Here is a 12,589-nt window from a genome sequence, read left to right on the forward strand (position 1 = left end):
CTCGTCGATACGGTCCGGGCTGAGCCGGTGAAATACGGTGAACCTCGCCTTTGTCGAGAGTCCGGTCCAGCTCCTGAACGTCCTGGAGTGGGGCCACGCACAGCAGGGTGCGGCGCTGACCGGTGCCGCGTCCCAGCCGGCGGGCACGGCACGTACCGGTGTCGCCGATCTCACGGTGGTCGTTCTGTCGCCCACCGACCCCATGTCGCGGGGCCAGCTGCGCCGGATGGCGGAGCTGGCCCGCGGCGAGGGGTACACGGTGCGCTGGCAGGAGGCGCGCGGAGGGGCTCGCGCGCCGCTCAAGACGGTGCGCGAGCTGGCCCCACTGCTGCGTAGCGCCGAGCGCATTGTCATCGGGGACCCGTTCTCCCGCTACGTACAGCTGCTGCTGACCCTGGTCGGCAGCAGGGATCTGACCGTGGTCGACGATGGCACCGCCACGATGGAGTTCGTGGCACAGCTCGCGCGCGGCGAGAAGTTGGTGCGCTGGCACCGGCGCGGCAGGCGGGGGCCGCGCGAGCTGGTCCTCACGCCGGTCACCTTCCTGGCCCGCCGTCGGCTCACCCCGTCGCGCAACCGCGATGTCGAGGTCTTCACCTCGATGCCCGTCGAGCCGCCGCAGGGGGTCACGGTCACGCCGAACGGGTTCGGCTGGACCCGCTCCCGGTACGGCCCGCCCAAGATCACCCGTGGCGCGGACCTGGTCGGCACGTCGCTGGTGGAGACGGGGGTGGTCGACCTGGACCAGTATGTGGAGGCGGTCGCCGCGCTGGCCCGTACGCACGGCGCCACCAGGTATTTCGCGCACCGCCGCGAGAGCTCGGACAAGCTCCACCGCCTCGCCGTCGAGACGCGCCTGGAGATAGTCCGGCCGGACCTGCCGCTGGAGCTGATCGCCCGCCGCGGCCCGATAGGCGCCACGGTCCTCAGCTTCCCCTCCACCGTGGTGCACACCCTGCCGCTCGCCCTGGCGGGCACCGGAATCAGGGTCGCGGTCTGCGACATAGCCCCGGAATGGCTCAGGGACAGTGCCTCCCCACGGGCCCAGGGGTTCCTGGCGGGGGTCACGGGGACGGCTCGGGATGTGCAGCGGCTGCCCGCACCGGCCTGAAGGCATGATCTGCCGGGCGGAAAGAAGGAGTGATTTTACCCATACGGATGGACAACCATGCACCTCGGGGCCGTCTTTCCTTACCCTATCGGGCTGAACTTTTGTTGATCAGTGGCCAGTTGGACCCCACCTGGGATTATTCTTCAACAGGTGAACCAACTCATGTCCCACGAGTCCGCCGACCTGCGCGGGGAAGCCGCACTGCCCGGCACGCTGTCCGAATCGCTGCGCGCCGAGCTGATTGCCTTCCGCCGCGACCTGCACATGCACCCGGAGCTCGGCAATCAGGAGTTCCGTACCACCGCCGCGATCAAGGCCCGCCTGGAGCAGGCCGGCCTCGCGCCGCGGGTGCTTGCCATCGGCACCGGACTCGTCTGTGACATCGGGACGGAAAAGGGGGAGCGAAGCTCAGACATGGGTGGTGAGGGGCGACGGGCGGGCGGGGTACGGCCGCTGTTCGCGATCCGCGCAGACATCGACGCGCTGCCCATTCCCGACACCAAGACCGGGGTGCCCTACCGCTCCACCGTCCCCGACCGCGCCCACGCGTGCGGGCACGATGTGCACACCACCGCGGTCCTCGGCGCCGGGCTCGTCCTCGCCGAGCTCGACCGGCAGGGCCTGCTCCCGCAGCCGGTCCGGCTGATCTTCCAGCCCGCCGAGGAAGTGCTGCCGGGCGGCGCGCCCGACGCCATCGAGTCCGGTGTGCTGGACGGCGTCGGCAAGATCATCGCGGTGCACTGCGACCCCAGGGTCGACGCGGGCGTTATCGGGCTGCGGTCCGGACCCATCACCTCCGCATGCGACCGGCTGGAGGTCGCGCTCGACGGCCCCGGCGGCCACACGGCCCGCCCGCACCTGACCACCGATCTGGTCACCGCGGCCGCGAACGTTGTCACCGAGGTCCCGGCCCTGCTCGCCCGCCGCGTCGACGCGCGTTCCGGCCTCGCCATCACCTGGGGCCGTATCGAGGCGGGCCACGCCTGCAATGTCATCCCGCAGCACGCCGAACTGTCCGGAACTGTTCGCTGCCTCGACCTGCCGGGCTGGCGCGCGGCCCCCGACCTGGTGCACGCGGCCATCGACGAGATCGCCACGCTGCACCGGGCCAAGTCGCAGGTCAACTACATCCGCGGGGTCCCGCCGGTGGTCAACGACCCGGTGGTGACCGAACTGCTGCGCGACGCGCAGACCGCGCGCCGGGGATCGTACGCAATCGAGGACACCGAGCAGAGCCTGGGCGGCGAGGACTTCTCCTGGTATCTGGAGCATGTGCCCGGCGCGATGGCGCGACTGGGCGTGCGTACGCCGGGTGACACGACCCGGCGCGATCTGCACCGCGGCGATTTCGACGCCGACGAGCACGCGATCCAGGTCGGTGTCGAGCTGTTCACGGCCGCGGCCCTGATCGATGGGCTCCCCGCCTGAGCCGAGAAGGGCGGGAGGCGTCCGCGATTCCGCGGGTGCCTTCCATTTCTACCTCAAAAATCCGATTCCCCCGGCTTTGCTGAGTTCTGTGCGTTCGAGAACGGTCGCCGCTTTGCTGGACCCCCTCCGCAGAATAGAGAATTCCGCTCATTCGCCGGGCCATGGGGCACGGACCGCGCCGCGCGCGAGCCCTTGGATGCCGGCGCGCTTGCGGCGCCGCCGCGTGGGGTAGCGAAGGGGGCCGACCCCGGATCGAGGCAGGTCACTGCCTGTGATGACGAGAGGTGCTGCACGTGGCGAAACGTGTCTGGAATATAGATCATGCGAAGTATGTGAGTTCTCTGGAAGAATGTCGGCCAGGCGTAACCGCAGAGTCTTCCACGCGTCGATCCGATAACGACTGATGAACGGGTCTTTAACTGACATCTACGCGCGTTACGATCGCCGCGAACGCAGCGCCGGAAGTGGCGCTTTCGGCCAGGTCTAAGGAGCCTTTCCGTGCGCCGGATCACCAGGATCGCCACCGTGGGCATCGCCTCCGCGGCACTCGCACTGTCCGCCACCGCGTGTGGCGGCAAATCGTCTTCCGAGGCTGGCTCGGACAACGGCGCCGCCGCCGCCGCCATCGCCTACGACATCGGCGGTCGCGGCGACCAGTCCTTCAACGACGCCGCCTACGCCGGTCTCGCGAAGGCCGAGAAGGACCTTGGCATCAAGGGCACCGAAGCCGAGCCCAGCGAGGGCGAGGGCGACCCCGACAAGGTCCAGCGCCTCACCGAGCTGGCCCGGGCCGGCAACAACCCCGTGATCGGCGTCGGCTTCGCCTACGCCCCGGCCATCGCGGAGGTCGCGCCGAAGTTCCCGAAGACCACCTTCGGTCTCATCGATGACACCTCGAAGACCGGCGAGAACATCGCCAATCTGGTCTTCAACGAGGAGCAGGGCTCCTACCTGGCCGGTGTCGCCGCCGCCAAGGTGACCAAGTCCAACACCGTCGGCTTCATCGGCGGTGTCGAGACCCCGCTGATCAAGAAGTTCGAGGCGGGCTACGTCCAGGGCGTCAAGGACACCAACAACAACGTCAACGTCAAGGTCCAGTACCTGACCCAGCCGCCGGACTTCGGTGGCTTCTCCAAGCCCGACCTCGGCAAGGCCGCCGCGCAGGGCCAGCTCGACGCGGGCGCCGACGTGATCTACGCCGCCGCCGGTCTCGCCGGCTCGGGCTCGATCGAGGCCGCGGCCAAGGCCAAGAAGTGGGCCATCGGCGTCGACTCGGACCAGTACAACCAGAAGGGCCTGGCGCCCTACAAGGAGTACATCCTCACCTCGGTGACCAAGGACGTCGCGGACTCCGTCTACAACCTGATCAAGTCGGTCAAGGACGGCAAGCCGCAGTCCGGTGAGGTCCGTTACGGCCTCGCCAAGGGCGGTGTGGGCCTGGCCGCCTCCAACCCGGCCTACACCAAGATGACCGACGTGACCGCCGCGGTCGACAAGGCCAAGGCCGACATCATCGCCGGCAAGATCAAGGTTAAGACCGCTCCGTAATCGCGCGGCCCGGAACCGAAGGTCCGCGGGTCCGGAAGGACGGCGAGCAGCCGCCTCCCGGACCCCGGGCCGGTTTCCGGCCACGGGTTTTCTGTATTCAAATGATGCTACGCGCGTAGATCGCTCTCTGACGCGGTAACTTCGCCCCGCCCCCTGCCTCCAGCCCGTCCGCATGCCTCCATGCTCCTTTCCCGCCAAGGAGAGTGCGTCATCAACGCGTCCAGCCCTCCTGCCGCCGTAGAACTGCGCGGCATCACCAAGCGCTTCCCCGGCGTCGTCGCCAACCACGACATCGACATCACCGTCGGCAGAGGCACCGTGCATGCCCTCGTCGGTGAGAACGGTGCCGGCAAGTCGACCCTTATGAAGATCCTCTACGGCATGCAGAAGCCGGACGAGGGCACCATCACCATCGAGGGCGACCATGTCACCTTCTCCAGCCCCGCCGACGCCATTGCGCGCGGCATCGGCATGGTCCACCAGCACTTCATGCTGGCCGACAACCTCACCGTGCTGGAGAACGTGGTTCTCGGGGCTGAGAAGCTGTACGGCATCGGCGCCCGGGCCCGAAAGAAGATCCAGGAGATTTCGGACGCGTACGGGCTGAACATCCGCCCGGACGTACTGGTCGAGCAGCTCGGCGTCGCAGACCGCCAGCGTGTGGAGATCCTCAAGGTCCTCTACCGCGGCGCCCGCATCCTCATCCTCGACGAGCCGACCGCCGTGCTCGTCCCGCAGGAGGTCGACGCGCTCTTCGACAATCTGCGCGAGCTCAAGGCCGAGGGTCTGACCGTCATCTTCATCTCGCACAAGCTGGGCGAGGTCCTGTCGGTCGCCGACGAGATCACCGTGATCCGCCGCGGCACGACGGTCGGCACCGCCGACCCCCGCACCACCACCACGAAGCAGCTCGCCGAGCTGATGGTCGGCAGCGAACTGCCCTCGCCACAGACCCGTGAGTCGACGGTGACGGATGTCCCGATGCTGCGGGCCTCGGACCTCAGGCTGACCGTGACCGACCCCGACGGCGTCATCCGCGAGGTGCTCGCCGGGATCAACTTCACCATTCACAAGGGTGAGGTCATGGGCATCGCCGGTGTCGAGGGCAACGGCCAGACCGAGCTCATCGAGGCCCTGATGGGCATGCGCGACCCCGACGGCGGTGTGATCACTCTCGACGACACCGACATCTCGCACGCGCCGACCCGCAAGCGCCGCGAGGACGGCATCGGCTACATCCCCGAGGACCGCCACCGGCACGGCCTGCTGCTGGAGTCCTCCCTCTGGGAGAACCGCATCCTCGGCCATGTCACTGAGCGCCCCAACAGCAAGAAGGGCCTGCTCGACATCAGGGGCGCCCGCACCGACACCGAGCGGATCGTCCGCGAGTACGACGTCCGTACTCCCGGTATCGAGGTCACCGCGGCATCCCTGTCCGGCGGCAACCAGCAGAAGCTGATCGTCGGCCGCGAGATGAGCCACACGCCGAAACTGCTGATCGCCGCCCACCCCACCCGTGGCGTGGACGTCGGCGCGCAAGCGGCGATCTGGGACCAGATCCGTGAGGCGCGCCACGAGGGCCTCGCGGTGCTGCTGATCTCCGCCGACCTGGATGAGCTCATCGGGCTCTCCGACAGCCTGCGGGTGATGTACCGGGGCCGGCTGGTCGCGGACGCCGACCCCGCCACGATCACCCCGGAGGAGCTGGGCTCGGCCATGACCGGCGCCGCCACCGGCCACCTTGAGCACGACGAGAACGGTGAGGGCCGATGAAGAAGTTCGACAAGGACCGGCTGGTCCTGGGTCTCGCCGGCCCGGTGCTCGCCCTGGTCGTGGCCTTCGCGCTCACCTCGGTGGTGCTGCTCGTCTCGGACCGGAATCCGGTCGAGCCGTACCAACTGATGTGGCAGAACGCCGAGTTCACCGACGTTCAAGTACTGATCCTCAATCAGGCGGGTACGTACTATCTCGCGGCCCTGGCCGTCGCCATCGGCTTCCGGATGAACCTGTTCAACATCGGTGTGGACGGCCAGTACCGACTCGCGGCGATGCTCGCGGCAGTCGTCGGTGCCTCCGTGGAGCTGCCAGGGCCGCTCCACATCCTGCTGATTGTGCTCGTCGCCATGTTCGTCGGCGCCTTCTGGGCCGGAATCGCGGGCATCCTGAAGACCACCCGCGGGGTCAGCGAGGTCGTCTCCACGATCATGCTCAACGCGATCGCCACCAGCCTGATCGCGTGGATGATCCTGCCGGCCAACCTCGGTGTGCAGCCCGAGGGTTCCAACGACCTGACGACGGGTGAGATCTCCGAGTCCGGCTGGTTCCCGGGCCTGGACGTCGACGGCGGAGTCATCTACGGCTTCACGTTCGTCGCCTTCGCGCTCGGCATCGTCTACTGGTTCGTGCTCAACCGCACCCGCTTCGGCTTCGACCTGCGCGCCACCGGCGCCAGCGAGTCCGCCGCCCAGGCGAGCGGCGTCGACGCCAAGAAGATGGTCCTCACCGCCATGCTGATCTCCGGCGCGGTCGCGGGCCTGTCCGGTCTGCCGCTGCTGCTGGGCCAGACCCACACGTACAGCCTGAGTTTCCCGGTCGGTGTCGGCTTCACCGGCATCACCATCGCCCTGCTCGGCCGCAACAACCCGGTCGGCATCTTCTTCGCCGCACTGCTCATCGCCTTCCTGGAGAAGACGTCGGCCTCGCTGGACCAGCACGGCTACGAGAAGGAGATCGCCACGATCATGCAGGGCCTGATCGTGATCTCGGTCGTCGTGTCCTACGAGCTCGTCCGCCAGTACGGGCTCCGCCGGCAGCAGCAGAAGGTCGGCGAGGAACTTGCCGCCCAGGCCCGCAAGAAGAAGGAGGTCGTTCTGTGAGCGACGCACGCGAGGCCGCCGGTCCGCAGACGGAAACGAAGGCCGCACCGCCGCGCCGAGCGGGCGGAGATGGGGGCACCACCCAGACGTCAGCTCTGGGGGAGAACGAAAGCAGGGCGGCAGCATGAGTACGAGCACCGTCTCGATGGCGAGCACCGCGCCCAAGAAGGGCGGCGGACGCCGCAAGCTGTCCCTGCCGGTCATCATGCTGATCATCGCGGCCGGCCTCGCGCTGTTCTCGCTGGTCCGCGTGATCAGCGGCGCGAACGACCTCACCTCCGTCGGTCAGGTCGCCGGGGCCCTCCAGCTGGCTGTGCCGATCGGTCTCGCGGGACTCGGCGGTCTGTGGGCGGAGCGGGCCGGCGTGGTCAACATCGGCCTTGAGGGCATGATGATCCTCGGCACCTGGTTCGGTGCCTGGGCGGGCTACCAGTGGGGACCGTGGACCGGTGTCCTGGTGGGCATCGTCGGCGGCGCGCTCGGCGGCCTGCTGCACGCGATCATCACGGTGACGTTCAACGTCAACCACATCGTCTCCGGTGTGGCCATCAACATCCTGGCCGTGGGCGTCACCCGCTATCTGTCGAACTTCACCTTCGCCGAGGCCGAGGGCGGCTCGTCCAAGCAGTCCCCGCGCATCGACCCGATCACCGACATCACCGTCCCGGGACTCTCGGACTGGCTGGCGGACCTCCAGGCCCGGCACTGGTTCTTCATCTCCGACCTGGCCGGTGTCCTCGGTGGTCTGGTGACCAACCTGTCGCTGCTGACCGTCCTGGCGATCCTGCTGGTCCCGGGCACCTGGTGGGTGCTGTGGCGTACGGCCTTCGGGCTGCGGCTGCGCTCCTGCGGTGAGAACCCGGTCGCCGCCGAGACCCTCGGCGTCAACGTCTACAAGTACAAGTACATCGCCGTCGTCGTCTCCGGCGGTCTGGCCGGTCTCGGCGGCGCCTTCCTCGCCATCGTCTCCACCGGCATCTATCAGGAGGGCCAGACCGGCGGTCGCGGCTACATCGGTCTCGCCGCGATGATCTTCGGCAACTGGATGCCGGGCGGCATGGCGCTGGGCGCGGGGCTCTTCGGCTTCACCGACGGCCTCAAGCTGCGCGGCGGTGCCCAGAACGTCCACGCGATGCTGCTTCTGCTGGCGATCCTGCTGGTGGTGGTCGTGGTCTGGCAGCTGTACAAGAAGAAGTACCTGCAGGCCGTGATCGCCGCGGCCGTGTCCGCCCTGTTGTTCACCTGGTACTCGCTGACCGACGCGCTGCCGAGCCAGTTCGTGGACGCCGCGCCGTACGTCACCACGCTGCTGGTCCTGGCGCTGTCCGCCCAACGCCTGCGGATGCCCAAGGCGGACGGCATGCCGTACCGCAGGGGTGAGGGCAAGTGACCGCCGTCGCCCGGGAAGTCGACTGGGACGCTCTGCGCGAGCGGGCGCGCGAGGCCATGTCCCGGGCGTACGTCCCCTACTCGGGCTTCCCGGTCGGCGTGGCCGCGCTCGTCGACGACGGCCGTACGATCATCGGCTGCAACGTCGAGAACGCCTCGTACGGCCTGAGCCTGTGCGCGGAGTGCGGTCTGGTCTCCGCGCTGCAGGCCACCGGCGGCGGCAGGCTGACCCACTTCACCTGCGTGGACGGCCGGGGCGAGATCCTGGTGCCGTGCGGCAGGTGCCGGCAGCTGCTGTTCGAATTCGGCGGCCCCGAGCTGCTGCTGGAGACCCCGGAAGGGGTGCTCCCGCTCTCCGAGATGCTGCCGCAGGCCTTCGGGCCCGGGCATCTGCGCTAGCCCCTCGGCCTCCCGCTCCGGCGGGAGGCCGCTTTCCCTACTCTCTATGCGTGCACAGGCGCGTAGAGCGCACACTGGAGGACTCCCCATGGACGCCATCTCCGTCATCCGCACCAAGCGGGACCGGGGCGAGCTGAGCCCGGAGCAGATCGACTGGGTCATCGACGCGTACACCCGCGGAGAGGTCGCCGACGAGCAGATGTCGGCGCTGGCGATGGCGATCCTGCTGAACGGCATGAACCGTACGGAGATCGCCCGCTGGACTGCGGCGATGATCGCCTCCGGTGAGCGCATGAATTTCGACGCGCTGTCCCGCCCCACCGCCGACAAGCACTCCACCGGCGGCGTCGGCGACAAGATCACGCTGCCGCTCGCGCCCCTGGTGGCGGCGTGCGGCGCCGCCGTACCGCAGCTGTCCGGACGCGGCCTCGGCCACACCGGCGGGACCCTCGACAAGCTGGAGTCCGTCCCCGGCTGGCGCGCGCTGCTGTCCAACGAGGAGATGCTGCACGTCCTGGACTCCACCGGCGCGGTGATCTGCGCGGCGGGCGACGGACTCGCCCCGGCGGACAAGAAGCTGTACGCGCTGCGCGATGTCACCGGCACCGTCGAGGCGATCCCGCTCATCGCCTCGTCGATCATGTCCAAGAAGATCGCCGAGGGCACCGGGTCACTGGTCCTGGACGTCAAGGTCGGCACCGGCGCGTTCATGAAGACCATCGAGGACGCCCGCGAACTGGCGTCCACCATGGTCGAGTTGGGCACCGACAGCGGTGTGAAGACCGTCGCGCTGCTCACCGACATGTCCACCCCGCTCGGCCTCACCGCGGGCAACGCGCTCGAGGTCCGCGAGTCCGTCGAGGTGCTGGCGGGCGGCGGCCCCGCCGACGTCGTCGAGCTGACACTGGCGCTGGCCCGCGAAATGCTCGACGCGGCCGGCCTCAAGGACGCGGACCCGGCCAAGGCCCTGGCCGACGGCTCCGCGATGGACGTCTGGCGCCGCATGATCGCGGCCCAGGGCGGCGCCCCCGACGCCCCGCTCCCGGTCGCCCGAGAGCAGCACGTGGTGACGGCCCCCTCCTCCGGCGTCCTTACCCGCCTCGACGCCTACGACATCGGCATCGCGGCCTGGCGTCTGGGCGCGGGCCGCGCCCGCAAGGAGGACCCGGTCCAGGCGGGCGCGGGCGTCGAACTCCACGCCAAGCCGGGCGAGACGGTGACCGCGGGCGCCCCGCTGCTGACCCTGCACACGGACACCCCCGAGAAGTTCGACTACGCGCTGGACTCGCTGAAGGCGGCGTACGACATCGCTCCGGCGGGCACGGTGCACGAGGCGCGCCCGATCGTGCTGGACCGCATCGCCTGACCTGCGGCTTTCTCCTTTGGGTGAACGGGACCGGTGGACCCCCGCGGTCCCGTTCGGCGTGCTTGGTACGCGCGTGGCGATGAGTTCTTGCCGCGGCGCGGGTCTTCCTGATGTGGACAGCACAGAGCCGATCGTTCTCAAGCTCATCGGCCGGGTCACCCCGGCCGATGTGCCGCTGCTGTGCGCGCAGTTGCAGGCACAAGCCGTCACCGGCATCGGGGCCGACGCCTGCCCTGACACCGAGACCGGGGACGTGATCTGTGACGCCGGCGGGCTCACCGTCGCCGACCTCACCGCCGTGAACGCCATCGCCCGCCTGCGGCTCACCGCCCGCCGCCTCGGCCGGAACGTGCGGGTGCGGAACGCCGGTCGTGAGCTGATCCTGCTGCTCGACCTCGTCGGACTCGGAGACAACCTCGGCGACGACGAACCCGCGCTCAGTCCTCCAGCTTGACCGCGCAGGCGTACGCCGCGCCGTCTTCCCGCTCGGCTCCCGGCGGCGCCGGGCAGCCCCGCGTCACCCGCGTGGGATCCGGCGGCCGCTGCGGACCCACCGGCCCCTCCGGGTTCACCTCCTTCGGCTCGTCCATCACCAGTGTCATCCCGTACCCGGCGATCACGAGCACCGCCCAGGCGAGCACCAGACCGCGCGGCACTCTCACGCCTTCTCCAGCCGCTTCGGCAGATCGAACAGCGGGAACCAGCGCTTGGTGTCCAGGAAGAAGTCCATTCCGCCGATCTTGCCACCGGAGATCTCCAGGACGATGAGCGCCCACGGCTCATAGCCGTCGCCCGTCTGGCTCGGGTGGTAATGCGCGAAGGCCGGCATGCCGTTCGCCACGGTCGGGAGCAGCTTCGAGCCGCGGCAGGCGTCGCCGACGCCGAGCATCCATCCCACGATGTCGTCATGGCCGCGCAGCCACAGGTCGTACGGCGGCATGGACATCGTCGCGTCCTCGTGGAGCAGTGCCGTCAGCGCCTGCATGTCGTACCTCTCGAAGGCCGCGACATAGCGGTCGAGAAGCTTTTGCTGCTCGTCGTCGAGCGGGTCGGCCGAGTCGGTCGAGGCCGGCTCCGATTCGGCGAGTGTCGCCCGCGCCCGCTGCAGCGCGCTGTTCACCGAGGCGACCGAGGTGGCGAGCAGCTCGGCCACCTCGCTCGCCTTCCAGGCCAGCACCTCGCGCAGGATCAGCACGGCACGCTGCTTGGGCGGCAGATGCTGCAGCGCTGCGACGAACGCCAGCCGGATGGTCTCCCGCTCCACGGCCGTCTGAGCCGGGTCGGCGGCCGACGCAAGCACCCGCCCGTCCGGCACCGGCTCCAGCCAGGTGATCTCCGGGCGGGAGGTGAGCTGTGCCTGGGCCACCGGCGTGGCAGCCGTGAGGTCCATCGGGCGGGCCCGGCGGTTGCCGGCATTGAGCATGTCCAGACAGACGTTCGTCGCGATGCGGTAGAGCCATGACCGCAGCGACGACCGCCCCTCGAACTTCTCGAAGTTCCGCCAGGCCCGCACCATGGTGTCCTGGACGGCGTCCTCCGCCTCGAAGGCCGAGCCCAGCATGCGGTAGCAGTAGCCGGTCAGCTCCCTTCGGTACTGCTCCAGCCTGGAATCCAGGTCCTGCGTCGCTGCCAGATCATTCATCGGGTTCGCCCCTGTCGCCCTTGGCACCAGCCATTCGGAACCTACAGGAGGGGACTGACAATGCGGATCAGGTTCCGGGTTTGCGCCCGTAGACGTAGACGTCGTCGCCGTTCTTCAGCAGATTCCAGTATGCCTTCGCGTCCGCGGGGCGCATATTGACGCAACCGCCGGAGCCGGGCGGGTTGTACATCGACTTCGTGGTGGAGTGGAAGGCCTGGCCGCCGTCGAAGAACTGCGAATACGGCATCCGCACGTTGTAGAGCGTCGACCAGTGGTTGATGCTGCGCCAGTAGATCTTCTTCGCGCCGGTCCGGGTCTCGGTGCCGTTCTTGCCCGTGCGCACCGGCACCGGGCCGTATTTGAGATGCTTGCCGTCCTGGATCCAGGTCAGCTGGCGGGTCAGGTCGACGCACGCGATACGGCCCTTGTTGGTCGGGCACTTGCCCGCCTTGTTCGGGGTCTTTCCGGCCTCCCGCTGCGCGAGCATCGTGTTCATGGTGCGCCAGGTCAGCGGCCCCGCGTAACCGATGGTCGGGGTGATGCCGTGCTTGGCCTGGAAGGCGCGGATGGCCTTGCAGTCGGCAGCCGACTGCTTCCCGTCCACCGGGCGTCCCAGGAACTTCTCGACCTGCTTCTGGTACGGCCCTGTGGACGTCGTGCACGACGCGGCGTACGCGGGTGCGCTGCCCAGTGCCACGGTCAGGGGGACCACCAGGCCGGTCAGTCCGAGCACGATGCCTGCTCGCCTGCGTATGCCGCGTGTCCCTCTTACCCCTTGTGTCCCGTCTGTGTATTTCACAGCCACCAACTCCCCTTTGTTCCCCATGCGG

At 68.8% G+C, this 12,589-nt stretch carries 12 protein-coding genes; 9 read left to right on the forward strand and 3 right to left on the reverse strand.

The window, feature by feature from the left end; genetic code table 11:
* Positions 1-37 precede the first annotated feature (37 nt).
* The 9 genes from ACWDO5_RS22050 (at position 38) to ACWDO5_RS22090 (ending at position 10,571) form a co-directional block, all read left to right on the forward strand.
* Entirely contained in the window at positions 38-1,111 is a 1,074-nt protein-coding gene (locus ACWDO5_RS22050; protein ID WP_450532040.1) for a hypothetical protein, read from the forward strand.
* Positions 1,112-1,273: 162 nt separating this feature from the next.
* Entirely contained in the window at positions 1,274-2,539 is a 1,266-nt protein-coding gene (locus ACWDO5_RS22055; protein ID WP_450532070.1) for an amidohydrolase, read from the forward strand.
* Positions 2,540-3,037: 498 nt separating this feature from the next.
* Positions 3,038-4,087, forward strand: a complete 1,050-nt coding sequence (locus ACWDO5_RS22060; protein WP_450532041.1) for a BMP family lipoprotein — start codon at positions 3,038-3,040, stop codon at positions 4,085-4,087.
* Positions 4,088-4,267: 180 nt separating this feature from the next.
* Positions 4,268-5,860 carry an ABC transporter ATP-binding protein gene (locus ACWDO5_RS22065; RefSeq protein WP_450532042.1) on the forward strand — a complete coding sequence of 531 codons (1,593 nt, stop codon included), beginning with the start codon at positions 4,268-4,270 and terminating at the stop codon, positions 5,858-5,860.
* Complete coding sequence (locus ACWDO5_RS22070) at positions 5,857-6,963, forward strand: ABC transporter permease (protein WP_450532043.1); 1,107 nt, start codon at positions 5,857-5,859, stop codon at positions 6,961-6,963. Before ACWDO5_RS22065 ends, ACWDO5_RS22070 begins: the two co-directional genes overlap by 4 nt.
* A 124-nt stretch (positions 6,964-7,087) precedes the next feature.
* Positions 7,088-8,353, forward strand: a complete 1,266-nt coding sequence (locus tag ACWDO5_RS22075) for an ABC transporter permease (RefSeq protein WP_450532044.1) — start codon at positions 7,088-7,090, stop codon at positions 8,351-8,353.
* Entirely contained in the window at positions 8,350-8,751 is a 402-nt protein-coding gene (locus ACWDO5_RS22080; protein ID WP_450532045.1) for a cytidine deaminase, read from the forward strand. The genes ACWDO5_RS22075 and ACWDO5_RS22080 overlap by 4 nt, the downstream gene beginning before the upstream one ends.
* Before the next feature lie 88 nt (positions 8,752-8,839).
* Complete coding sequence (locus ACWDO5_RS22085; RefSeq protein ID WP_450532046.1) at positions 8,840-10,117, forward strand: thymidine phosphorylase; 1,278 nt, start codon at positions 8,840-8,842, stop codon at positions 10,115-10,117.
* A gap of 79 nt (positions 10,118-10,196) precedes the next feature.
* Complete coding sequence (locus ACWDO5_RS22090; RefSeq protein WP_450532047.1) at positions 10,197-10,571, forward strand: STAS domain-containing protein; 375 nt, start codon at positions 10,197-10,199, stop codon at positions 10,569-10,571.
* Here ACWDO5_RS22090 and ACWDO5_RS22095 read toward each other — a convergent pair.
* The 3 genes from ACWDO5_RS22095 to ACWDO5_RS22105 form a co-directional block, all read right to left on the reverse strand.
* Positions 10,555-10,779 (reverse strand): hypothetical protein, encoded by a 225-nt coding sequence (locus ACWDO5_RS22095; protein ID WP_450532048.1) that lies wholly within the window; start codon positions 10,777-10,779, stop codon positions 10,555-10,557. The genes ACWDO5_RS22090 and ACWDO5_RS22095 overlap by 17 nt on opposite strands.
* Entirely contained in the window at positions 10,776-11,759 is a 984-nt protein-coding gene (locus ACWDO5_RS22100; RefSeq protein ID WP_450532049.1) for a sigma-70 family RNA polymerase sigma factor, read from the reverse strand. Before ACWDO5_RS22100 ends, ACWDO5_RS22095 begins: the two co-directional genes overlap by 4 nt.
* 67 nt (positions 11,760-11,826) lie before the next feature.
* Positions 11,827-12,495 (reverse strand): L,D-transpeptidase family protein, encoded by a 669-nt coding sequence (locus tag ACWDO5_RS22105; protein WP_450532071.1) that lies wholly within the window; start codon positions 12,493-12,495, stop codon positions 11,827-11,829.
* Between the last annotated feature and the right edge of the window lie 94 nt (positions 12,496-12,589).

The sequence above is a fragment of the Streptomyces sp. NPDC000880 genome, from assembly GCF_053599675.1.